Source organism: Mesorhizobium sp. M0816, assembly GCF_040320005.1.
Taxonomy (GTDB): domain Bacteria; phylum Pseudomonadota; class Alphaproteobacteria; order Rhizobiales; family Rhizobiaceae; genus Mesorhizobium.
On sequence record NZ_JAMYOT010000004.1, the window covers coordinates 362,632 to 385,029 of the forward strand.

A 22,398-nucleotide genomic window follows, 5' to 3' on the forward strand; every position below is an offset into this window, starting at 1 on the left:
TTCTCCTTCAGTTGTTCAGTTCGAAGGCGAGGCCGTTAGCATCGAGTGCCCGGCCGTTGAGCCCGTAGACCAGGGAGATAACCCCTGCCCTGCGCTCGGACCGCAGCAAGCCGAAGCGGCTTTCGCCGAACGCCTTTGCCGCCAGGGCGAGTGACTGTTCAGCTTGCTTTTCCGTGATGATGCCGCGTGGTGCACCCTTCGCCGGCTTCGGCACCTTGACCGAGTCTTCAAATGTCATCGCCTGCCTGCTTTCTGTTTGGAGTAGCCGACCTGAACTTGCGGCAGCCGGCCGCCAAGTGCTGCGTCAGTGAGCTTGCGGATTGCCAGTTTCGTGCCCTCCGACCATGACATGATGACCGCATCGCCACGGTCAGGAGAGCGGCCGAGCCGAACTTTGATTGCTGCTTTCTCTTCAATCTGGACCTTGGCCGTTCCGACAGGCTTCCAGCGGATAGCGAGCAGATCAGCGAGCAGCAGGGGATCGGGCGGCAGAGCTATCGGCGAACCGCCCTCTTGCGAGGGGTCCAGCGCCTCACGAAACCGCCAATGCGCTTCAGCCCGCTTGTTGAAGAACGACCACTGCCCATCGGCTGACTTGCCGGTCGAAGTATGCGAGGCGTTGTAGCCAGAGACGGCAACCCCGTTGTCCTTCAGGAAGGTGACGGCGCCACCGCCATACCCGCCGCCGACATCGACAATCACGCCGGCGCCATCGCGGCGAACACCGAAGACCATGGCACCGATACTAGGCCCGTCCGGCGTTTCCTTGCCGGGCTTCACCACCAGGGGTGCGAACCATGTTCCGTAGCGAGGTGCTATCGTGGAATCGTCGGCGCCACCCTGAGCAACATCGACGGCCAACGCCGTCATCTTCAGGCCCTTGAAGCCGTCTGGCACCCAGCGCGCTTGAGCAGCCTTGACCCATTCGCCGGGCAATAGCTGCCATTCGTCATCAGCACGCCCAGCTTGGAAATCGCCATAGAGCAGTTGCGAGCGGAGCGGTTCGGGCAGCGATTGCAGCTTCGCCCGGTAATCCGTGTCTCTCAGGTATGGGTTGTCATCAAGGCTTGCGGGAATGAACGTCCGGGACATTGCCTCGTATTCTTCGCCGCCGCGCTGATAGACGCCGGCACCGTCCACCCATTCCGTGATACCGCCGACCACAATGGCCCAGCGCAGTTCACCAGGCATCGCCCGGTTGGGATAGTTGGGATCGAGCCAGGGCGCGAACTCTTCAATGAGCCAGAGCCCATCACCACCACGAGGCGGGTTTGAACCGAGGATGACGCGGCAGCGCTGTCCTTCCCTTGTCGATCGAAGCCAGCCGATCAGCGAGAAGACCTGCTCCCGCAGGAACTCGCCTGCCTCGTCAAACGCCAGATAGTCGCGAGCGTTGCCGGCATATTTGCGCCAGTCGTCGGGCTGTTTCAGACCAGCGAACTTGAGCCGTCCGCCAGCCTTGAGGCGCCAGACGTTTTCATTGCCCCCGATGAACTCGCCATGTCCGGCCAGGATCTCACGCGAGAATTCAATCAGCCCGTCTAGCTGTGTCGCTTCGCGCCGCAGGATCAGGCTGGAGAAATGGTTGTTGGCCGCCGCGCCGACTTCCAGCGCTGACTTGCCGCCACCGGCTTGCCCACCATAGAGCAGGATGTCGGCGCGGCTTTCGAGCGCTGCCGTTTGCGGCCCAGGGTTCGGCAGGAAGGGCTTGTCTAGTTCGGACCCTACTTGCTCGACCAGTTCGGCACGGTCTTCAGGGGAAAGCTTGGCAATGATGGCTTCGAGCTGGCGAAGATCAAGACCGGCTTCCATCGGCCTCTTTCATGCCTTTGGCCAGGATCAGCGCAACAGCCTTGGCCAGTTTGCGCGGCGAGTGATCGGGCATCAGGTCTTTGCCGTCCTTGCCGGTCAGTTCGGCCTTGTCGACCAGCAGACCATGCAACTTCGCCTTGCCCATCGTCGCCGATACTGCGGCCGAGGCGCCCTTATCGTCAGCCATGGCCTTCATGCGGGCTTGTTCCAGCTCGTCAGTGAGTGTGCCTACCGACACCATGAGTAGTTCGCGGGCTTCGGCCTGGAGGTCCTTAACCCTTGCTGAAACCTTGCTATCGGCCAGGAGGCGCGAGGCGTTCGACCAAACAGTCTCAGGTTTCGTGTCGACGCCCACGTCATATGCCATGCGATAGGCCTTCGAGCCGTTCCCGGTCTCGACATATGCGGCAGCGAATGCTTCCTGCTGTTGCGTCAGGTCAGGCAATGTTGCCCCCAATCTTGTTTGGTGATTTGTTGCCGCGACGTGAGGGGGTGCTTATGAGAATCGCTGTTTTGCTGTTGCTCGGTTGTCTGGCGGTTGCTCCAAGCACCGCGAGCGCCGACATCTATGATGTCAGTGGGCAATTCGGCGGCAGTTATCTTTGTATAGGAGCCGCATCTGGTGGAGTGCGGTTCGACGCGGCGACGGGGAAATGGATTCAGGCAAAATTTGGCACGGAGGACGACAAGTTCGTGGTCGCGGTGAAGCCTAGCCAGGTCAAGCAGGTTCCCGTTTTCGGCATTCCCACTTCCGCCATGCAGTACGGGATATCGGTAAGGCCGCTAGGGCGGCCTGCATCAGATTGCTCGCTGAAGGGCATTGCCAAAGATATCGACCTAGAAGGCCCAACCGTAAGCATATTTCCGAGCGGCCGGGTCCAATGCACTGCGGCTCTTTCCGACTATGATTTCAATTTCTCGGATTTGCGCTTCATGCTCGTCTACGCGGTCGGGTTCATCGACGGGAAAGACGATAGTAAGAACACGCCTTACATCGAAATCGGCACCTGCTCCCGTATTGACTGATCGTCAGTCATCAGGCTTGCTCGGCCGCGGGTTGGGCTTCAGTCTGCAATTCTGCCTCTGCCTTCCGCCTGGCGATAGACACCGCCAGCGCGATTTGCCGCCGGACTTCTTCCTGAGCCGCCCGCTGTTCGGCCGGCGAGAGCTTGGAACGGCGCTTGTCGAGAAAGCCCATGCGGCACCTCCAAGGCTGAAACGTTACGTAACGCGTGACATCACGTGACCGTTGACGGGTCACGTGACTAACGTTTGCAAACAGCTGCTAATGTTGGGATACGGCTTCCCTGCCACGCGGGGGACGATCCCCGCATTGTCCCGGCGAAAACTCTAAGGCCTCGCGCAGACGGACATTTCGCCCTAGATTGGGATATCATTCCAAAATGTTGGCATAACCTATCCTGTTCGTCCCAAGATTTCAATAGGCGCCTTCGTCTTGACCTCTCTGCCCAAGATGTTGAGCATCATGGTGATGTCTTTTTCGCCGACGCCATGGACAGCGCCCTTCAGGCCGATCAGCGCGCCCTCCGTCACCTTGACGGTCTGGCCAACGGCGACATTGTGGCCGTGCACCCGCAGCTCATCGAACTGGCCAGCGTCTTGAGCCCGTCGAATGGTCTGCACCGTCGCATCGTCGATCATGATCGGATCGCCAGGGCCGCCCTCCAGTTGGGTGCGCAAGACATTCTCGACCGCCGGGCAGTTCAGCACCCGATGCCAATGCACGGAGCCTAGAACGAACAGATATCCCTTGAGCAGCGGGTAATAGCGCGTGATCCATCGGTTCTGACGATGGTGCTTGTACTCTTTTCGATACTGAGGGAGGTAGACCGTAGCGCCGAGCGCAAGAATCTCTTCGCCGGCCTTCAGGTCTGAGGACGGCCGCGTCTGGACGATAAACCAGCGCGGCAGATCGACATGTTGGTTCATTTCTCGCCTTTCGCATCGTCAGCTCGCCAATAGAGCTTGTAGCGTTTGGGTTTCCGGTAGAGCTCGCCGCCGCGATATTCGAAACGACCGTCCGACCGTTCGATTACGGAAGCCTGCCTATCCTTGCTGATGGTGAAGCCTGTCGGCCGGAATTCCACCAGGCCCTCATAATAGCTCACGCCCGGCGGCTCGATACGGAACCACCTGCCCTCATGCAGGAAGAACCGATGTCGACCAAGCTCAGTAAGATTGTTCATGCGCAGCTCGCAGATCGAGCCGTCTGGCTTTGCTTCGCCGATCGGCCGCCAGGGGTTTTCCCGTTCGAGCCTTTCGCGTTCCCGCCGCTCATCAATGGTCATGTTGACCGCCTTCCGCCAGATAATCGGCGATGCTGACTTGCCGCACCGCCGAGGCCGCACCGAAGCTGCCCAAGCTCTTGCCGGGGAAGCGGGGTTCCTTCCGCTCGCGTGGCAACTGGCGCTGAAGCCGCAACGCACCCTGGAGCTTCAGTAGCTCAGGAAACAGCGGCGACCGCCGGTCGATCGGCATCTTGACCTTGCGACCGCTCATCAGCCTTTGCGACAGATAGAGCGCTTGCCGTTCGGTCTTGAGATTGTCGACATCGACACCTTGTCGCTTGAGCCAATCGCGCAGCGGAAGCAGGCCTTCAGGCCATTCATAGGATTTGGTCATTGGCCGGCACCCACAAGAACGTCAGTCATGCTGCGTGTCCCCCTGGTCGGTTATCACGGTAGGTGAGCCGGATGATTTCCGCCTGCACGGCATCCCAGAAGGCGCCGAGCTGCTCATCCTGTTCGACATCACCGAGCCCGGCCTTTGCCAATTGCTTCAGCAAGCCCTCCGTGACTTGATTGCGATAGGATTCGGCCGCCCGGTCAGTCGGCTTGTCGAGCATCTTTTCCGCCGTTGAGCGGATGCGGCCGACCCGCTTGGCCATCGGGAATATGATGACCTTGCACGGAGGCGACCAGTCAAACAAGGTCGGTTGCATGCCTGCCTCCCGTCGTATGGGTATGGTAGAATAAGGATGTCACGAAAATCGTGACGGTTAGTCCGGTGAAAAGGCCGGTTTCGTCATGATTTTCAGTACAGGCTGTCACGCTTTTCATGACAGGGCCGCCTTCTTCGTCACGATTTTCATGACAGGGCCGTCACGATTTTCATGACGGGGTTTTGTTCTCCTGCCATTTGCACCTTGCGGATTGTTGGCAGACGGACCCTGGACAGGGAAATCTTGTCCATGCCGCCACTGTCGGTAAAGCTTGCGACCGTCACCTGTGGTGCCAGGCATCTTCAACTCAGTCACTTCGTAAGCTGGCGACTTCGCCGCCCCCTCGACACCAAGGCACGCGGCTTCGGTCTGGTAGAGGAAGCCCTTGCGTTGCAGATCCCGGAACGCCTCTGCGGCGGTATCAGGAACGACACCCATGCACAGCGCTGCCTGACGAACGCTAAGCCTGAGCTTGCCATTATTGTTGTGGTCGACCCCATGCCATTCGAACTTGACCCACGGATAGAGAGCCTGAGCACTGGTTGAGAGCGCGCGCCACGCCGGCTCCTCCATCGTGGGCCGGATACTCTTGGTCCACTGTTCGACGTGAGATTTTTTCTTATCGCGAGCCATCAATGCGACCTCGCCAGAATGAGCCGGCTTTCGCGCATGGCCTGCACGGCCTGCAAAGCCGTGACGTGAAACCGCTCTTGGAGTTGGGGCACCAGCGCCTTGGTGCGATCAGCCGAACCGGTAGCCAGCCAGTTGGCGGCGTCGGCCACGATGTCGGCGGAACCTGTGGATTTCTGCGGTGCGGCCATCATGCGGCAACCGCCACGTCTGGAACGACTCTGACCTTCGTGCGAAGATGGTAGATCCCATGGGCGCCCGCAAACGGGCCACCGTGGCTTTCGTACTCGGTCTCGATGACGAAGCCGAGCTTGCGCAGCTTGAACGTGTAGTCACTCCAGCGCGGCCCTGGGTGCGTGATCGGGGTGCAGCCACGCTGTCCAGCATTGATCAACTGTTGCATCGCCCATGCCGGTCGACCTTCGAGGTGGATGGTTTCGCCATCGGGCTCGACCTTGACCGTGAGAGCGAATTTCTTGTTCGCCGATGCTGAATGTGAATTAACGTGCGCCTTCGCGCCTGATATGGAAATCATGTCTGTCCTTTCAATTCCCTCGGGAGGGGTTGCGAAACGTTCGGCAGATTGGCTTGAGCGGCCTTAGGTTTGGCGACCGGCCGCTCAAGCTTCCACTGCCGCAGAGGGGATCGATGCTTGTCCTTTCGGTAGAGAATCGAGCCACTTGTCAGCATCGACCTTACGAATGAGGGTCTTGCGACCAGCCTTTCGATAAGGAAGGCGCCCCGATTTCAGCTCTTCGTAGAGCAGTGAGCGGCCGATGCCGAAGGCGGCGCAAAATCCAGCGACCGTAAATGCGTTGGGACTGACTTCCATCTCCAATTCCTTCCTTTGATTTGTGTCTACAAGCACAAGCGGATTCTAGTGGATTTCTGGACTCGACGCACACGCTGGCTGCCTTTTCCCACAAACATTTTGTGCCTCTTTTGTTTCAAGCACTTAGCTATCCTTTATCCACAGGTTGCGCACAGCAATGTTCAACGTTCGTTCCCGTTCGACAGTAAAGCGAACGGAAGCCGGTCGAGGTAGCCGCTGGTTTCTCTGAGTGGTAAGGGCAGGAAAAACAGCAGGGAGCTAGCCTCTCCAAAGAGAGGCTTTGCAAACGTGGCACGGCAAGAAGCCGGGCCGGTCCCTCAAAACTGAAATTTCCGATGTTCAACAGACAACAGAACAGCGTGAATCTGTGTGATTTGGCGCCTTAAGTCAACAGTGGACACGTGCGGATTCACCGCTATCCGACCACCCGCAGATTGCCCCGTACCGCTGGCGCCGCGCCAAGGAAGTTTGACCAAGCCGCCATCAGCTTGCGCCGCTTCTCCAAAGCATCCGAGCGGCGATATGCATTCTCGACGGCATCGCCGACCTTGTGCGCGAGAGCTGCTTCGGCGACCTCGCGCGGGAAGCTGGTTTGATCGCCAGCCCAATCCCTGAAGGCCGATCGAAAGCCATGCGGTGTGAACTGTCCGACTTCCATGCGGCGCATCTGCATCGTCATCGCCATGACCGAGAGCGGCGCGTCGGCGCCGCCACGTCGCGTTTCGCCGGGGAAGATGTAATCCGACACCCGGGCCTCGAAGAGAGGCCGCAGGATCGCCAGGGCGGCGTCTGTCAGGGGAACGCGATGGATCTTGCGCGCTTTCATGCGCGCCGCCGGCACGACCCACACCTTTTCCGTGAATTCGATTTCCGGCCACTTTGCCCCGAGAACTTCACCGGAGCGCGCCGCCGTCAGGATGAGGAAGTCCAGCGCCTTCGCGGACATCGCTTCAGCAGCCCGCAGGCGCTTCACGAATGCCGGCACGTCGCTGTATGGCATGGCGCTATGATGTCCGCGCGAAAGCTTCTGCCCCTTCGCCAGTAGGTGTTGCAGGTGACCGCGCCAGAGGGCGGGATTTTCTCCCGACCGATGCCCGGAGGCCTTGGCGAAATCCAACACCCGTTCAATTCGGCCGCGCAGTCGTTGCGCCGTTTCAGGCTTCTTCTGCCAGACCGGTTTCAGGATTTCGAGGACATCGGCCGTGGTGACTTCTGACACCAGCTTCTTGCGGATCGATTTGCAGTATGTGTCGCCGAGCGTCATTTCCCACTGTGCCCGGTGCTTTGGGTTGCTCCAGGCCTTGCCGACTTCCGCAATGAAGTCTTTCGCGCTGGCGGCGAAGGTCGGCACTTCCGCCTTGGCATCCGTGTCGGTCGGATCGAGGCCGCGTCGCAGACGATCCCGGCAGTTGGTGGCGGAGATGCGCGCATCCCTCAGCGAGACGGAGGGATAGGAGCCGAGGCCGACTTCCTTCCAGACCCGACCCACGCCCGAGCCCTTGAAGTGGACGAACGTCCAAGACTTGGTCCCGGTCTTCTTCGTCATCAGATAGAGCCCGCCGCCGTCGCTGTAGCGCCCCGGCTTCAGATCCTTTGCGCGGATCGCGGTTTCGGCAAGAAGGTTGAGCGATCGGACCATTCCCAGCAACTCCGTTCCTAACTTCAAGCCATGATGTTAGCGGATTGCGGCGGATGACGGCAAACGGAAAATGCGAAAAACCCAAGTGAATCAACGTGTTTATGGTATATTAGCAAACACCAGCGGACGACGGTTTAGAAGACACTCCCTCCGCCATATCCGTCCAATTTCTTCAATCCTGCAGGCATGACGTCGAGTTTTCCGCTCGTCGGATTCTCGACTGCCTGGGTTTAACAGGCCGGTCCGCTTCGGGGAGAACCGCCGCTCTGCCTTATGCAGCGCACCACCTCTCGCGTCGCTGAAATGCGACAGGTGCTGATCGTGGCAACGATACCAAAGTACCGGTGATACTATTGCGTAATCAACAACCTGCCACAAAGCGAAGACTGTCACCCGCCGCGCAGCCGCGCTTCGTCGGGTTGATTTCTCCGCCCGAATATGGTGCTTCTCCCGCCCATGAATAAACTATTTTCTGCGGTCCTCGCATGGACGATAGTGGCTTGGCCGGCCAGCGCAATGGACAGCGCATTGCGCGCCGGCCTGCTGAAACTCGATCCGCAAACCCGGCTGGAGCAGCGATGCGACGCCGAAATTCTCGACCGGATTACCCGCGACGACCACAAATACAAAGCCGATCGTGTCGTCGCCTACGCTTTTGCGACGCCCGAAATGGGCGCCGATGCGATCAAGAGCCCGGGTGCTGCGTTTCGCAGCAAGGGACAGTGGTACCGGCTGAAATTCAAATGCGAAACAGCGCCGGACCATATGGAAGTCCTGCAGCTCCGCTATCGGATCGGTGATGAAATTCCGGAAAGCGACTGGCCCAAATACAACCTCTATAACTAGGCATTCGCGACCTGTGGCCGCATTTTGCCGGTGTTCGGGCCGATCGTCGCAAACTCTGTATATTGCCGCAATAACGGGCGGTTTGCCGACCTTGTTCCAACCAGTCCCTTGACGCGCGGGAACCATACACGTTAGGCCCTCCAGGCATTCGACGCGAACGGTCGGCCAACCAGCAAGGGACTTCCAGTCGATGGAAATTTTCACTGCCGCGGGCTTCTCTGCCCTGCTCCAGGTCATCGCCATCGACCTCGTGCTTGCAGGCGATAACGCCATCGTCATCGGCTTGGCCGCGGCGGGCTTGCCGGTCGAGCAGCGCAAGAGAGCGATTCTCATCGGCGTGGTGGCGGCGACGGTGCTGCGTATCGGTTTTGCTGCGATCACCGTCACCCTGTTACAGATTGTCGGCCTGCTGCTGGCCGGCGGCATCTTGCTGCTGTGGGTGTGCTGGAAGATGTATCGCGAGCTGCGCACGTCGTATGCCGACGAGGTGGAGGCGACCGAAGCGCTGTCAAATTCCGATATCAACAGCGATGATATGGTGGCCGGCAAGGCGCGCAAGAAGACCTTGGGTCAGGCGGCATTGCAGATCGTCATCGCCGACGTGTCGATGTCGCTCGACAACGTACTGGCGGTCGCCGGCGCGGCGCGCGATCACTTCCAGGTGCTGGTAATAGGCCTCGTCCTGTCGATCGCGCTGATGGGCCTTGCCGCGAGCTTCATCGCCAAGCTGCTGCACCGCCATCGCTGGATCGCCTATATCGGCCTTTTGATCATCTTCTATGTCGCACTCGATATGATCTACCGGGGCGCGGTGGAAGTCTTGCCGCATGTCAGCAGTGCGGTGAGCTGACACGCCGACTCGAATTCTCATCGGTCGGCCTTTCAGCTTCGGCGAGCCTTCGGCGACGCTGGCGGTTGCGTTTCGCCGCAGCCGCTGCCCATACCAATGCCGCGACAAGTGTGATACTGCGCCGCCAATCCTGAAAATCCGGAAAAGCTTAGATGTCCGCCCCTCGCGTCAGTTTCGTCAGCCTTGGATGCCCGAAAGCCCTTGTGGATTCGGAGCGCATTGTCACCCGCCTGCGCGCCGAAGGCTACGAGATCGCCCGCAAGCACGACGGCGCCGACCTGGTCGTCGTCAACACCTGTGGCTTCCTCGATTCGGCTCGCGACGAATCGCTCAACGCCATCGGCTCCGCACTTTCGGAGAATGGCAAAGTTATCGTCACCGGCTGCCTCGGCGCCGAGCCGGACGTCATCCGTGAAAGACATCCGAACGTCCTCGCCATCACCGGACCACAAGCTTATGAAAGCGTGATGGCGGCGGTGCATGAGGCTGCCCCCCCGAGCCATGATCCCCACATCGACCTTTTGCCGCCGCAAGGGGTCAAGCTCACGCCGCGCCACTATGCGTATCTCAAGATTTCGGAAGGCTGCAACAACCGCTGCACCTTCTGCATCATACCGGCGCTGCGCGGCGATCTCGTTTCGCGGCCGGCGGCCGACGTGTTGCGCGAAGCCGAGAAACTGGCCAAGGCCGGCGTCAAAGAAATCCTGGTCATTTCGCAGGACACCAGCGCCTACGGCATCGACATCAAATACCAGACCAGCATGTTCGGCGATCGCGAAGTGCGGGCAAAATTCCTCGACCTGTCGGAGGAACTCGGCAAGCTCGGCATCTGGGTGCGCATGCACTATGTCTACCCCTACCCGCATGTCGCCGATGTCATCCCGCTGATGGCCGAAGGAAAGATCCTTCCCTATCTGGACATCCCGTTCCAGCACGCCTCGCCGCAGGTGCTGAAGAACATGCGCCGGCCCGCTCATGGCGAAAAGACGCTCGAGCGTATTCGCGGCTGGCGCGACGTCTGCCCGGACCTTGCTATCCGCTCCACCTTCATCGTCGGCTTCCCCGGCGAGACGGATGACGATTTCGAGATGCTGCTCGACTGGCTGGACGAGGCCAAGATCGACCGCGCCGGCTGTTTCAAATACGAGCCGGTCAGAGGCGCCCGCTCCAACGAGCTCGGCCTCGAGCAAGTGCCGCAGGAGATCAAGGAAGCCCGCTGGCACCGCTTCATGCAGCGCCAGCAGAAGATTTCGGCAACGCAGCTAACCAAGAAAATTGGCAAGCGCCTGCCGGTCCTGATCGACGAGGCGCATGGCAATTCGGCCAAGGGCCGGACCAAATACGACGCGCCCGAAATCGATGGTTCGGTCCATATCCAGTCGCGGCGGCCACTGCGCGCCGGCGACATCGTCACGGTCAAGATCGAGCGCGCCGACGCTTACGACCTTTACGGCTCAGCAGTCTGATATTCCGTCCAAAATGAAAAGGGCGCCGCGTGGCGCCCTTTCGTTCGATATGTTTCCGGCCGCCTACTGCGGCAGCTTGTCGTCGACGCCCTTCACGTAGAAATTCATGCCGAGCAACGTGGCGTCGTCGGCGACCTCGCCCTCCTTCAGCCAAGGTGTGCCGTCCTGCTTGGCGATCGGCCCGGTGAAGGGGTTCCAGCCGTCGGCGATCTTCTTGGTGGTGGCTTCGGCCATCGCCTTGACGTCGTCGGGCATGTTGGTGAACGGCGCCAGCTTGACGGCGCCGTCCTTAATGCCGAGCCAGACATTGTCGGGCTTCCAGGTGCCGTCGAGCGCCGCCTGGACGCGGCTGATGTAGTAGGGACCCCACTCGTCGGTCAGCGAGGTCAGCTGCGCGTGCGGCGCGAACTTGATCATGTCGGAGGACTGCCCGAAGCCGTGCAGCTTGCGCTCCTCCGCCACCTGCAAGGCAGCGGTCGAGTCGGTGTGCTGGACGATGATATCGGCGCCCTGGTCGAACAATGCCTTGGCAGCATCGGCCTCCTTGCCCGGATCGAACCAGGAGTTCACCCACACGATCTTCGCCTTGAAGTTCGGGTTGATCGACTGTGCGCCGAGCATAAAGGAATTTATGCCCATCACCACTTCCGGGATCGGGAAGGAAACGATGTAGCCGGCGACGCCCGACTTCGATTGCTTGGCGGCGATCTGGCCAAGCACGTAGCGGCCTTCGTAGAAACGCGCATTGTAGATGCCGAGATTTTCGGCCGTCTTGTAGCCGGTGGCGTGCTCGAACATCACCTTGGGGAATTTCTTGGCGATCTTCACTTCCGGGTCCATGAAGCCGAAGGACGTACCGAAAATGATCTTGCATCCCTCGCGCGCCAGGCGCTCGAAGGCGCGGTCGGCATCGGGGCCTTCGGAGACGTTTTCGAGATAGGCGGTCTCGACCTTGTCGCCGAGTGCCTTTTCCACCTCGAGGCGGCCTTGGTCGTGCTGGTAGGAGTAGCCGAAATCGCCGATCGGGCCGGTGTAGACCCAGCACGCCTTCAGCTTGTCCGCCGCCTCGGCTGAGGCCGCCAGCGACAATGCGGCCGTCGTCGCCATCAGGGCAATAAGCAGTTTTTTCATTGTGTTACCTCTCTGAGTTAAGCCTTGGAGCTTCCGTCTTTTTGTTATCAACGATCCGGAACGAATGGCTGGCCCAAGGAGGCCGGCGTGTTCATCATCGTCAAACGCTTGTTGCGCGAGATTAGAACGAGAACCACGACGGTTGCCAGATAGGGCAGCGAAGAAAGCAGTTGCGAGGGAAACGATTTTAAGAACGCAATTAACTTGTAGAGCAACCAGGGCGCGTCGACGAAGTCCTGCAGATTTATGGCTTGGACGTGAAGCTGGCCAACCCAGATCGCGCCGAAAATATAGGCGCCGGCCAGCACCCGCCATGGCCGCCAGGAGGCGAAGACGACCAGAGCCAGCGCGATCCAGCCGCGGCCGGCGGTCATGTTCTCCACCCATTGCGGTGTGTAGACCAGCGATAGGTGACCGCCGGCGAGGCCGGCACAAGCGCCGCCGAAAATCACTGAGAGATAGCGGTAGCGGATGACGTGGATGCCAAGCGCATGGGCGGATGCATGGCTGTCGCCGATCGAGCGCAGCGTGAGCCCGGTGCGGGTCTTGAACAGGAACCACATGACGGCGGCGGTCAGCGCGATCGAGATGTAGAAGATTGGATCCTGGCCGAACAGCAGCCTGCCAACGACCGGGATTGCGGTCAGGCCGGGAATATCGAGGTTTGGCAGCCTTTCGCCGGGCTGGCCGACAAAATTCGTTCCCATCATGCCGGAAAGGCCGAGGCCGAGCAGTGTCAGCGACAGGCCGGTGGCCACCTGATTGGTGGCCAGCGACAGCGTCATGACGGCGAACAGAAGCGAGAACACTGCCCCCATGGTGATTGCCGCCAACAGCCCTATCCAAGGCGAGCCGGTGAGATAGCCGGCGCCGAAACCGCCGACGGCACCCATGATCATCATTCCTTCGACGCCGAGATTGAGCACACCCGAACGTTCGACCACCAGTTCGCCGATCGCCGCGATCAGCAGCGGCGTCGCCGCCGTCGCGATGGTCAAGAGGATGTTGACGGTGATGTCCATCAGCGGGCTTCCTCCAGCTTCGGCGCTGCCTCGAGCTTCGGCGCGGAAAAGCCGGTCAGGCGAATGCGGTAATGGATGAGCGTGTCGCAGCCGAGCACGAAGAACAAAAGCATGCCCTGGAACACGCGCGCCACCTTGTCGGAGATGCCGAGCGCGCTTTGCACTGCCTCGCCGCCCAGATAGGTCAGCGCCAGCACAAGGCCTGCGGCGACGATGCCGAGCGGATTGAGCCGGCCGAGAAATGCCACGATGATAGCGGTAAATCCGTAGCCGGGCGAGATCACCGGCTGCAATTGTCCGATGGCTCCCGAGACCTCCGAAATCCCTGCAAGTCCGGCCAGTGCGCCCGACAGCAGGAAGGCAAAGAAGACCATGCGGTTAGGGCCAAACCCGGCGAAGCGCCCTGCCCTCGGGCTTGAGCCGAGCACGCGGACCTCGAAGCCTTTCAGCATACGGCTCATCAGGATCCAGATCAGTATCGCCGCGATCAGCGCGAAGACAAATCCCCAGTTTGCTCGGCCGGATTCCGGGAGGAGTTCCGGCAGTATGGCCGAGTCGTTGAACTGGATGGTCTGCGGGAAACCGTGGCCCTGCGGATCGCGCCACGGCCCGCGTACGAGCCAATCGAGGAAGAGCTGGGCGACATAGACCAGCATCAGGCTGGTCAGGATCTCGTTGGTGTTGAAGCGCGTCTTCAGCAGTGCCGGGATTGCAGCATAGGCGGCCCCACCGACCATGCCGAGCAGAAGCATCAGCGGCAGCACCAATGGGCCTTCGAACTGCGGAAACAGCACGGGGATGATCGAGCCGACAATGCCGCCCAGGATGAACTGGCCTTCGGCGCCGATGTTCCAGATGTTGGCCTTGTAGCAGACCGACAGTCCGACTGCGATCAGGATCAGGGGGGCGGCCTTGATCGCCAGCTCATGCAGCTGCCAGACCTGGCTGATCGGTTCGATGAAGTAGATGCGGAACGCGGTCAACGGGTTGACGCCGAGCAGCGCGAACATGATGGCACCGGCAATGATCGTCAAAACGAAAGCGATGAAAGGCGAGAGTGCCGAAAACAGCATCGAGCGCTGCGGGCGTTTTACAAGTTCGAGGCGCATCAGGCCGTCTCCAGCGTATGTTCGGCATGACCGGGTTCGGCGCCGCCCATCAGCAGCCCGATTTTCTCGAACGTCGCTTCAGCTATCGGGAGCGGCTTCGACAGTTCGCCATTGTGCATGACCGTGATCGCATCGGAAATCTCGAACAGCTCGTCGAGGTCCTGGCTGATCACCAGCACCGCCGAGCCGCTGCGCGCCAGTTCGATCAGCGCCTGGCGGATGTGGGCCGCCGCACCCGCGTCGACCCCCCAGGTCGGCTGATTGACCACTAAGACGCTCGGCCGGCGGTCGAGTTCGCGGCCAACGATGAATTTCTGCAGATTGCCGCCCGAAAGAGCCGCAGCCTCCGGATCCGGCGCGCTCTTGCGCACGTCCATTGCCTTTATGATGCGCTGGGAAGCGGTATGGATCGCATCGCCCTTGACCATTCCACCAGCGCCGACAAACATCTTGCCATCGGTGGCGTGGCGCGACAGAAGCAGGTTCTCCGAAAGCTTCATGCGCGGTGCTGCGCCATGGCCGAGCCGCTCTTCCGGGACGAAGGCAGCGCCCATCAGACGCCTGCCGGTGATGGTGAGGCCGCCGGCATCCTTGCCACGGATGCGGACCGAGCCGGCATCCTGCTGCAGCACCTCGCCGGAAACGGATTCGAAGAATTCGCCCTGGCCGTTGCCGGCGACACCGGCAATGCCGATCACCTCGCCGGCGCGGACCTCGAGATTGATGTTCCTGAGCGGGATCGAGAACGGGGTCGCCGGCTTGCGGGTGAGTTCGCGGATTTGAAGCAGCACCGGCGCGGTCTCGATACCCTCGGCCGGCGCCCGCACCACGGCCAGCACCTCGTTACCGACCATCATCCGCGCCAACGAAGACGCGGTTTCCTGGCGCGGATTGCAATGGCCGACCACCTTGCCGTGACGCAGCACGGTGGCGCGGTCGCAGATCCGTTTGACCTCTTCCAGCCGGTGCGAAATGTAGAGGATGGACTTTCCTTCCGAACGCAGCCGTTCGAGCGTCTCGAACAACTTATCGGCCTCCTGCGGCGTCAGCACCGAAGTTGGTTCGTCGAGGATGATGAGTTGCGGCGTCTGCAGCAGGCAGCGGATGATTTCGATACGCTGACGCTCGCCGACCGACAGATCACCGACCAGCGATAGCGGATCGAGAGGCAGGCCGTAACTGTAGGAGAGCGCCCTCGCCTTGGCCGCGATCGTGCTGATCGGCGAGCCGTCATCCAGCGACAGCGCGATGTTCTCCGCCGCCGTCAGCGCTTCGAACAGGGAAAAATGCTGGAAAACCATGCCGATGCCGAGCTTTTTTGCGGTGCTGGGGCTGGTGATCCTGACCGCCTGGCCATTCCAGAAAATCTCGCCGGAATTCGGTTCCAGCGATCCAAACAGCATTTTCACCAGGGTCGACTTGCCGGCGCCGTTCTCGCCAAGCAACGCATGGATCTCGCCCTTGGCGATGTTGAGATCGACATGGTCGCACGCCGTCAACGTGCCGAATATCTTTGTGAGGCCGCGAACCTCAAGCAGGTTTGCGCCGTCCTGATCTGCACTCACGGTGCCTCCATCTGGTTTGCCAGACATGTTCTGTGTTCCCGCAAGCATCGTATGCGCGGGCTGCTCTCTACGGTAAGCGCCTCACGACTTGAAAGAGCTTCAAGAATTTCAGCGGAAACTCAAGCGGTAAAGAGCAGTTCGCAAGAACGGCGGCGTCGGCGGCCCGAAACGGCGGGCGCCTAAGGGATAAGTATTGTTGTCCCGGTGGTCCGGCGCCCTTCGAGATCGGAATGCGCCTTGCCGGCCTCGCTGAGCGCGTAACGCTGGTTTATCTTGATCTTGACGGCGCCGCTGAGCACCACGTCGAACAAGGCGGCGGCGGAAACCTCGAGGTCTTCGCGCCTGGCATTATAGACGAACAGCGTCGGCCGCGTTGCGAACAGCGAGCCCTTCTGCGCCAGCAACGAGATGCTGAAGGGCGGGATCGGCCCAGACGATTGACCGAAGCTGACGAAAGTGCCGAGCGGCCGCAGGCAATCGAGCGAGGCTGGAAATGTGTCGTTGCCGACTGAATCGTAGACAACGTCGCATTTCTTGCCACCGGTGATAGCGGCAACGCCGGCCACGAAATCCTGTTCGCGATAGTTGATCACGTGGTCGAAGCCATGCGCCTTGGCGAGCTCGATCTTGTCGGTGGAACTCGCCGTGCCGATCACTGTCGCGCCGAGATGCTTGGCCCATTGGCCGAGGATCAGCCCGACACCGCCGGCCGCCGCATGAAACAGGATCGTGTCGCCGGCTTTCACCTTGAATGTACGGCGCAACAGATATTCGGCGGTCATGCCCTTTAGCATCATGGCTGCGGCCTGTTCGTCGCTGATGCCGTCCGGCACCTTCACCACGCGGTCGGCGGCGATCACGCGCTGCCCGGCATAGGCGCCGGTCGTCACGGCGTAGGCGATGCGATCGCCGGGTTTGAGCCAGTCGACATCCGAGCCGACATCCAAGACCACGCCGGCCGCCTCGCCGCCAGGGACCAGCGGAAATCCGCCCTGCGGCGGATAAAGGCCAGAGCGATAATAGACGTCGATGAAATTGAGACCGATCGCGGTATGCTTGACCAGGATCTGTCCCGAGCCCGGCTGCCCGGGATCGGCATCCTCATAGGTCAGGACCTCCGGGCCGCCATGGGCATGGATGCGGATCGCTTTGGACATTTTCTGGCTCTCTTGGGATCAGGCTTTCTTATCCGACTTGGCGCCGAGATTTGGGAAGAACTGCATGATAGCGCCGATGCAGGCGAGGTAAAGCCCGGTGAACGTAATCCCGAACTTGATGAAATCGCTGACCTGCTCGCCCAGCACGCCGATCTGGTCGTAGAAGGAGGCAAGTGCGGCCTGCGCCAGCGCCAGCGCGCCGAAAGCGCACCAAAGCAGCGTCATGCCGAGATTGATTGGCCGCAGCCGCTTCACCCGCACCGGATGGATGAAATTGATCGGCACGAAGGTGAGAATGGCGGCCACCACGACCACGGCGAAAGAAACCCATTGTCCGGGCTCGATGACGAACAGCGTGAACACCACCATGTTCCAGACGACCGGAAAGCCCTTGAAGAAATTCTCCTTCGTCTTCATGCCGGTATCGGCATAGTAGATTGCGCTCGACACCACGATGATCGCCGCCGACAGGAACGACAGGCGCTCGCCCATGAAGCCGCGCTGATAGAGCGCGAAGGCCGGAATCAACACGTAGGTCACGTAGTCGATGATGTTGTCGAGCAGTTCGCCCGACCAAGTCGGCAGGATTTCCTTGACATCGAGCTTCCTGGCGATCGGCCCGTCGATGCCGTCGACGAAAAGCGCCAGCCCCAGCCACCAGAACATCGCCGTCCAGCGCTGCTCGCTTGCTGCCACTAGCGACAGAAACGCCAGGAATGAGCCCGACGCGGTCAAGAGATGGACCGAGAACGCCCGCGCCTGAGGCCATGTGACTTTCTTCTTCGGCCGCGGAATCCGGTCGGCGATTTTCCTGGCCGTCGTCTTCTTGCTCACGGGCCCCGCCAGTCCAGCTTGCAGATTTCGGCCGAACGGCCAGCAAAGTTCCAGTTGCGGCCAAAGGCCCGCATTTTGCTCTTGTCGGATTTGGCGACGATGATTTCCGGCGCAATCCAGTATTCCGAATTGCTGATGACCGTATCCTTGTCGCGATCCTTGCCGGTGATTGGCGTCACCGCACCATCGATGATCTTCGGTATCTGAAAGATGCGTGTTTTTTCACGCGTCTCGTAGGTGATCGGCACCTGCTCGGCGCCGAGGAACTGTCCGACCAGGATGGAGAGCAGCGATGTGGTTCCACCGGCCTTGCCGGTGAATATCTTCGTCAGTCCCTTCACAGCGTAAACCGAGGCGCGCTTGTCGATGAACAGGCCCGCCGTCCAGTTGCCGCGGCTCATATAACCGGGGATTTCCATGACCAGCCCAAGATTGAGACCGGACAGGTCGACCTCGCCGAAATGGCCGGCATCGATCCGGAACCCCGCCCAGGTTTGGCAATAGCCTTCCGTAGGCGGATGATTGCCGAGCGACAGAACGCAAGGGCAAAAAACCGTGCAATTGCAGGAAAGGATGAGCTCTCCCTTCATTGCCCAGTTTTGATCTGTCATCGAATTCTCCCCCTTATGCCGAGACTACTAGTAGCGCGGCTGCCCAGACAAGCAGTATCGCACCGCCCAACCGCGTCGGCAGATTGCCTGCCGTCTGTTTTTCGACCAGGCTGAACAAGCCGATCAGCGCCATCCAGAACACGTTCATCACACCGACGGCAAACATTACCAGCATCAGCGCCCAGCAGCATCCAAGGCACCACAGGCCCTGCTCCATACCGAGCCGGAAAATGCGAATGGGCCTGGCGCTCCAGTTGGCGAACAGGACCGAGAACGGATTTCTGCACTTCTCCAGACAGGCTTTCTTCAGCCAGCTGAACTGATAGAGGCCAGCGATCGACAGCGCGGCTGCTCCGGCAATTCCAAGTAGCGGATCGAGCATCTGCCCGGATGACACGAATGCATGGACTGCGAGCGTCAGGGCAGCGAATATTGCCGAGGCGGCAAGCCAGACGCTCAAATATCCAGCGACAAGGATCAACGGATGGGCAACGGGTTCCCCCTTGATCCTGGCGGTATCTGCGATCTCGCAATAGGTGCGGATCATCGGCGCCGCGGAGGGCAGCATGGTCGCGATGGCCATCAACAGCCACATCGCGGTGAGTGCCCCGCCTTGCGCCCCTACGCTTGCGCGAAGCGGCGCCGGCGCAAGGCAAAGGGCGAAGAAACGCGCAAGGAAATCCGGCAGCGGCAGTTGCGGCAGGTTCCCCAGCATCGTGTCGCCGGGTGCATCGGTGCCCGGGAGCCGGCTTACGGCACCACGAACTGCCATTGCGCCGAGAAGGAGCCAGGCAAGGGCGATGCCCATGCCGGCAACAACGCTCACGGTCAGTCGAGGGCTGCGCGCAACGCTCGCCATCGCGCGGCCGGTGCCGTCGAGGTGGCTGAAATCGTCTTGTTGGCCGGTCATGGCAACCGAATGGGCCGAATCGCCGCGTTGATCAAGCCGCATCACCTGACCTATATGGACCAGCAGGTCTGACGGGCCTCACCTCGCAATCCGGAAGCCGAATTTGAACCATCGGGAAACAGCACGGATACTGGTCGCCGGCAGCGGCCCTGCGGGGCTGATCGCGGCGCTTGGCTTTGCCGAGGCGGGTTTTCCCGTGACGCTCGTCGGACCCGATGCAGCCGGCCCCGACGGCCGGACGACAGCCTTGATGAACCCTGCCCTGAAGATGTTCGAACGGCTAGGGATCTTCGACGGAATCAGGCCGCACGCAGCGCCGCTCAAGGTGATGCGTATCGTTGACGCAACCAACCGGCTGATCCGCAGCCCGACGGTGACCTTTCGCGCCAGCGAGATCAACGAAGAGCAATTCGGGCTGAACTTGCCCAACAGCGTTCTCAACCGCACGCTAGCCGAGGCTGTCGCGCATTCGGGCATCGAATGGCGAAAGTCGATGGTGGAGGCATGGCGCCTCGATGCCGACCATGCCCATGCCGTTCTCGCCGACGGCAGCGAGGTTGAGGCATCGTTGGCAGTTGCCGCCGATGGCCGTCAGTCGCCGGCCCGCGAGGCAGCCGGCATCCGGACCTCGATCCGATCCTATCCGCAGGCGGCGTTGGTGCTCAATTTCGGTCACCGCAGCGACCATGCCTTCACCTCGACCGAATTCCACACCGAGACCGGTCCGTTCACACAGGTTCCCCTGCCCGGCAACCGGTCCAGCCTTGTCTGGGTGCTCGAACCCGATATCGCCAAGGACCTTGCAGCACTCGACGACGCCGAGCTTTCGACGCGGGTCGAACAGCAAATGCAATCGATGTTGGGCCGCGTGTCGGTTGAGCCCGGCCGGCGGATCTACCCCCTTTCAGCGGTGAGCCCGTGGCGGTTTGCGCATCGCCGCGTGGCACTTGTCGGCGAAGCCGCCCATGTGTTTCCCCCAATTGGCGCGCAAGGCCTCAATCTCGGCATCCGGGACATCGACGACCTGATTGGTGCCGCAAGCAGAAACCGCTCGGACCCGGGCGCCGCGAAGGCGCTTGCAGCCTATGATTTCAAGCGGCGGCCGGACATTCTGGCGCGCAGCAGCGCGGTCAACCTGCTCAACATGTCGTTGCTTTCCGACAGGCTGCCGGCTCAGATGGTGCGCAGCGCTGGCCTTGGCGCGCTTGAGGGGTTTGCGCCGTTACGGGCGTTTTTCATGCGCGAGGGTCTTCGACCCGGCAGCGGTTTTGCGGCGTTTTTTGGCGGATTGCGAAAACCGGCTGAGCGATAGCGATCTTGGCCACCGCCCTTGATCCGCATCTCGCGATGCTCAACCCGGCATCACGGGGATCGGGATTGAATTGACGCGGCGTCTGCGCCAAATAATGACGATGTCGACCTTAAGGTCTGGGCCAGTCTTTGCCGGACCGGTGCGTAAGAATCTAAAGTCCTGGAGCGTTCCTTGCGTGTTCCAGGATGCGTGGCGTTCAAGAAGTTCAAGTGGTGAGTGCGATGAAGACAGCCAAATTCTCGATCGGACAGGTGGTTCGGCACCGGCTGTTTCCGTTCCGCGGCGTCATTTTCGACGTCGATCCGCAATTCGCCAATACTGACGAATGGTACGAGGCGATCCCCGCTGACGTGCGGCCGCGCAAGGACCAGCCTTTCTATCATCTGCTCGCCGAGAATTCCGAAACGGAATACATCGCCTATGTGTCCGAGCAGAATTTACTCGAGGACCGGTCGGGCGAACCGGTCCGGCATCCGCAGATTGGTGAAATGTTCGACAAGAAGCCGGACGGGCGCTACGAGCCGAAGCACCAATTGAGACATTGACTTAGTCGGAATCTGGCTGGGCTGGGACTGGCTTGAGACAAGTCTGGACCCGACAATCAGCCGATTCAATAAAAAAGCGGGGCATGAACCCCGCTTTTTGTTTTGTTCGAAACCCGTCGATTAGTTGGCGGCCTTCGCCTTTTCCTGCTCTTCCTTGAGCTTCTTGGCAAAATCCTGATTGTTCTTGGCGACGAACTCCTGGAGCTTCTTCTGTCGGTCCTCGATGTCCGACTGCTGCAGCGGCGGGCCGTCGAAGGCGCCGCTGAAGCCGGTCAGCGCGATCTTGATCGGGTTCGGCTGGTTCTGGAAATTGACCGAGGTCAGCGTCAGGTTCGAACCTTTCTTGAAGGACGCGACGAGCTGATCGGTCAGCGGCACTTCCGCCACGCAGCGATCCGGAAAACAGATCACATAGTCGAGCTTCTGCGCCTTGCCGCCGTCGATCTGGAGGCCGATGCCGGGAGGAACGAGACGGCCGGTCGGAACCGTCACCTGGAACACCTTGCGGTTCACCTTGCCCTTCAATTCGATCAGGCTGACGCCAGTGATGAGCTGGCCGTTGCCGGCGGTGGTGATGTTCTGGACATTGCAGATGTCGACGTCTTCCTGCTTGGTGCAGGCCTTGAACCAGCCTTGCGGAATCTGCTGTTGCTGCTGCGCGGAAGCAGCGGGAATCCCGGCGCCCAGAATGCCGACCACGCCAGCGGCCATGACCGACAGGCGGTACGCGTTGCTGTTCAGGCTCGTCATGTCGTGCATTCCTCTCAAATGATCCCGGAACCGGCTTTTTTCATGCCGTGTGGTCCAGCTACCTGTTGCCGAAATGAGGCAACAGAATGACTTCGGACGGCGTGTTACACTGCAAGCGGTGCCGAATCCAGCCCGGGTCTCGCGAATCTTGGCCAAGGGATAGGCTCAAGGGGTTGGCCGGTGCACGACGGGCTCATGTATGCTGCGCATCGAATCGGGAAGGAGACGGTCATGGGCCGCGTTGTCGTTTGGCTGATCGCCGCAATCTTGTTTGTCGGCCTTTCCCTGCAGCCGGCCCTGTCGGAACCGGTGCACGCGCTTGCCATGCAGGGCGAGCCGGCGCTGCCATCCGACTACAAGCATTTCAACTACGTCAATCCCGACGCGCCGAAAGGCGGCAGCATTACCTATTGCG

At 60.6% G+C, this 22,398-nt stretch carries 28 protein-coding genes and 1 pseudogene; 7 read left to right on the plus strand and 22 right to left on the minus strand.

Going from position 1 to position 22,398, the window contains the following annotated elements:
• Positions 1–7 precede the first annotated feature (7 nt).
• From NKI17_RS08610 to NKI17_RS08620, 3 genes are read right to left on the minus strand one after another with little or no spacing between them, the layout of a single operon-like run.
• Positions 8–238, minus strand: a complete 231-nt coding sequence (locus NKI17_RS08610; protein ID WP_352905677.1) for a hypothetical protein — start codon at positions 236–238, stop codon at positions 8–10.
• Entirely contained in the window at positions 235–1,812 is a 1,578-nt protein-coding gene (locus NKI17_RS08615; protein WP_352905679.1) for a terminase, read from the minus strand. The genes NKI17_RS08610 and NKI17_RS08615 overlap by 4 nt, the downstream gene beginning before the upstream one ends.
• Positions 1,796–2,269 carry a terminase small subunit gene (locus NKI17_RS08620; protein WP_352905680.1) on the minus strand — a complete coding sequence of 158 codons (474 nt, stop codon included), beginning with the start codon at positions 2,267–2,269 and terminating at the stop codon, positions 1,796–1,798. Before NKI17_RS08620 ends, NKI17_RS08615 begins: the two co-directional genes overlap by 17 nt.
• 41 nt (positions 2,270–2,310) lie before the next feature.
• Between NKI17_RS08620 and NKI17_RS08625 the strand changes: the two genes are divergently transcribed.
• Positions 2,311–2,838, plus strand: a complete 528-nt coding sequence (locus tag NKI17_RS08625; protein WP_352905681.1) for a hypothetical protein — start codon at positions 2,311–2,313, stop codon at positions 2,836–2,838.
• Between the two features lie 10 nt (positions 2,839–2,848).
• Here NKI17_RS08625 and NKI17_RS08630 read toward each other — a convergent pair whose 3' ends face one another.
• The 10 genes from NKI17_RS08630 to NKI17_RS08675 all read right to left on the minus strand — a co-directional run bounded on the left by NKI17_RS08630 (position 2,849) and on the right by NKI17_RS08675 (position 7,875).
• Positions 2,849–3,010: a hypothetical protein gene (locus tag NKI17_RS08630; protein ID WP_352905682.1), complete on the minus strand. Its 162-nt coding sequence runs from the start codon at positions 3,008–3,010 to the stop codon at positions 2,849–2,851.
• 218 nt (positions 3,011–3,228) lie between these two features.
• Positions 3,229–3,762, minus strand: a complete 534-nt coding sequence (gene nusG / locus NKI17_RS08635) for a transcription termination/antitermination protein NusG (RefSeq protein ID WP_352905683.1) — start codon at positions 3,760–3,762, stop codon at positions 3,229–3,231.
• Positions 3,759–4,121 (minus strand): hypothetical protein, encoded by a 363-nt coding sequence (locus NKI17_RS08640; protein WP_352905684.1) that lies wholly within the window; start codon positions 4,119–4,121, stop codon positions 3,759–3,761. The genes nusG and NKI17_RS08640 overlap by 4 nt, the downstream gene beginning before the upstream one ends.
• Complete coding sequence (locus tag NKI17_RS08645; protein WP_352905686.1) at positions 4,111–4,455, minus strand: hypothetical protein; 345 nt, start codon at positions 4,453–4,455, stop codon at positions 4,111–4,113. Before NKI17_RS08645 ends, NKI17_RS08640 begins: the two co-directional genes overlap by 11 nt.
• A gap of 25 nt (positions 4,456–4,480) precedes the next feature.
• Complete coding sequence (locus tag NKI17_RS08650) at positions 4,481–4,774, minus strand: DUF6074 family protein (RefSeq protein WP_352905687.1); 294 nt, start codon at positions 4,772–4,774, stop codon at positions 4,481–4,483.
• 114 nt (positions 4,775–4,888) lie between these two features.
• Positions 4,889–5,407 carry a hypothetical protein gene (locus tag NKI17_RS08655; RefSeq protein ID WP_352905688.1) on the minus strand — a complete coding sequence of 173 codons (519 nt, stop codon included), beginning with the start codon at positions 5,405–5,407 and terminating at the stop codon, positions 4,889–4,891.
• Positions 5,407–5,598, minus strand: coding sequence for a hypothetical protein (locus tag NKI17_RS08660; protein ID WP_352905689.1), 192 nt, complete (start codon positions 5,596–5,598; stop codon positions 5,407–5,409). Before NKI17_RS08660 ends, NKI17_RS08655 begins: the two co-directional genes overlap by 1 nt.
• Complete coding sequence (locus NKI17_RS08665) at positions 5,595–5,939, minus strand: winged helix domain-containing protein (protein ID WP_352905690.1); 345 nt, start codon at positions 5,937–5,939, stop codon at positions 5,595–5,597. The genes NKI17_RS08660 and NKI17_RS08665 overlap by 4 nt, the downstream gene beginning before the upstream one ends.
• An 84-nt stretch (positions 5,940–6,023) precedes the next feature.
• Positions 6,024–6,236: a helix-turn-helix domain-containing protein gene (locus tag NKI17_RS08670; protein ID WP_352905691.1), complete on the minus strand. Its 213-nt coding sequence runs from the start codon at positions 6,234–6,236 to the stop codon at positions 6,024–6,026.
• Positions 6,237–6,651: 415 nt separating this feature from the next.
• On the minus strand, positions 6,652–7,875 hold the full coding sequence (locus tag NKI17_RS08675) for a tyrosine-type recombinase/integrase (protein WP_352905692.1): 1,224 nt from the start codon (positions 7,873–7,875) through the stop codon (positions 6,652–6,654).
• Positions 7,876–8,313: 438 nt separating this feature from the next.
• Between NKI17_RS08675 and NKI17_RS08680 the strand changes: the two genes are divergently transcribed.
• The 3 genes from NKI17_RS08680 to rimO all read left to right on the plus strand — a co-directional run bounded on the left by NKI17_RS08680 (position 8,314) and on the right by rimO (position 11,037).
• Positions 8,314–8,721 carry a DUF930 domain-containing protein gene (locus NKI17_RS08680; protein WP_352456770.1) on the plus strand — a complete coding sequence of 136 codons (408 nt, stop codon included), beginning with the start codon at positions 8,314–8,316 and terminating at the stop codon, positions 8,719–8,721.
• A 190-nt stretch (positions 8,722–8,911) separates the two neighbouring features.
• Complete coding sequence (locus NKI17_RS08685; RefSeq protein WP_023675054.1) at positions 8,912–9,571, plus strand: TerC family protein; 660 nt, start codon at positions 8,912–8,914, stop codon at positions 9,569–9,571.
• Between the two features lie 152 nt (positions 9,572–9,723).
• The gene (gene rimO / locus NKI17_RS08690; RefSeq protein ID WP_352905693.1) at positions 9,724–11,037 is read left to right on the plus strand and encodes a 30S ribosomal protein S12 methylthiotransferase RimO; all 1,314 of its coding nucleotides are present in this window, start codon (positions 9,724–9,726) and stop codon (positions 11,035–11,037) included.
• Between the two features lie 63 nt (positions 11,038–11,100).
• Here the strand turns inward: rimO and NKI17_RS08695 are convergent, their stop codons facing one another.
• The 8 genes from NKI17_RS08695 to NKI17_RS08730 all read right to left on the minus strand — a co-directional run bounded on the left by NKI17_RS08695 (position 11,101) and on the right by NKI17_RS08730 (position 19,418).
• Entirely contained in the window at positions 11,101–12,168 is a 1,068-nt protein-coding gene (locus NKI17_RS08695; protein WP_023675052.1) for a BMP family ABC transporter substrate-binding protein, read from the minus strand.
• Positions 12,169–12,215: 47 nt separating this feature from the next.
• The gene (locus NKI17_RS08700) at positions 12,216–13,190 is read right to left on the minus strand and encodes an ABC transporter permease (RefSeq protein WP_352448916.1); all 975 of its coding nucleotides are present in this window, start codon (positions 13,188–13,190) and stop codon (positions 12,216–12,218) included.
• Complete coding sequence (locus NKI17_RS08705; protein WP_352905704.1) at positions 13,190–14,302, minus strand: ABC transporter permease; 1,113 nt, start codon at positions 14,300–14,302, stop codon at positions 13,190–13,192. Before NKI17_RS08705 ends, NKI17_RS08700 begins: the two co-directional genes overlap by 1 nt.
• Positions 14,299–15,891 (minus strand): ABC transporter ATP-binding protein, encoded by a 1,593-nt coding sequence (locus NKI17_RS08710; RefSeq protein ID WP_502894451.1) that lies wholly within the window; start codon positions 15,889–15,891, stop codon positions 14,299–14,301. Before NKI17_RS08710 ends, NKI17_RS08705 begins: the two co-directional genes overlap by 4 nt.
• A gap of 152 nt (positions 15,892–16,043) precedes the next feature.
• Positions 16,044–17,021 (minus strand): quinone oxidoreductase family protein, encoded by a 978-nt coding sequence (locus NKI17_RS08715; RefSeq protein ID WP_352905695.1) that lies wholly within the window; start codon positions 17,019–17,021, stop codon positions 16,044–16,046.
• An 18-nt stretch (positions 17,022–17,039) separates the two neighbouring features.
• Positions 17,040–17,816 (minus strand): phosphatidylcholine synthase, encoded by a 777-nt coding sequence (pcsA, locus tag NKI17_RS08720; protein WP_502894454.1) that lies wholly within the window; start codon positions 17,814–17,816, stop codon positions 17,040–17,042.
• A gap of 35 nt (positions 17,817–17,851) precedes the next feature.
• The gene (locus NKI17_RS08725) at positions 17,852–18,466 is read right to left on the minus strand and encodes a DUF1326 domain-containing protein (RefSeq protein WP_352471871.1); all 615 of its coding nucleotides are present in this window, start codon (positions 18,464–18,466) and stop codon (positions 17,852–17,854) included.
• 13 nt (positions 18,467–18,479) lie between these two features.
• Positions 18,480–19,418, minus strand: a complete 939-nt coding sequence (locus NKI17_RS08730; protein ID WP_352905696.1) for a DUF2182 domain-containing protein — start codon at positions 19,416–19,418, stop codon at positions 18,480–18,482.
• 61 nt (positions 19,419–19,479) lie between these two features.
• On the opposite strand from NKI17_RS08730, the gene NKI17_RS08735 reads away from it, so the two are divergent.
• Together NKI17_RS08735 and hspQ are read left to right on the plus strand one after the other, a co-directional pair.
• Positions 19,480–20,688, plus strand: a complete 1,209-nt coding sequence (locus NKI17_RS08735; RefSeq protein ID WP_352905697.1) for a UbiH/UbiF family hydroxylase — start codon at positions 19,480–19,482, stop codon at positions 20,686–20,688.
• Positions 20,689–20,909: 221 nt separating this feature from the next.
• On the plus strand, positions 20,910–21,233 hold the full coding sequence (hspQ, locus tag NKI17_RS08740; RefSeq protein WP_023675043.1) for a heat shock protein HspQ: 324 nt from the start codon (positions 20,910–20,912) through the stop codon (positions 21,231–21,233).
• Between the two features lie 120 nt (positions 21,234–21,353).
• On the opposite strand, the gene NKI17_RS08745 is transcribed toward hspQ, so the two are convergent.
• On the minus strand, positions 21,354–21,983 hold the full coding sequence (locus NKI17_RS08745) for an invasion associated locus B family protein (protein ID WP_023675042.1): 630 nt from the start codon (positions 21,981–21,983) through the stop codon (positions 21,354–21,356).
• Positions 21,984–22,214: 231 nt separating this feature from the next.
• Here NKI17_RS08745 and NKI17_RS08750 point away from each other — a divergent pair.
• Positions 22,215–22,398, plus strand: a pseudogene (locus NKI17_RS08750) (ABC transporter substrate-binding protein); the annotation flags it as partial.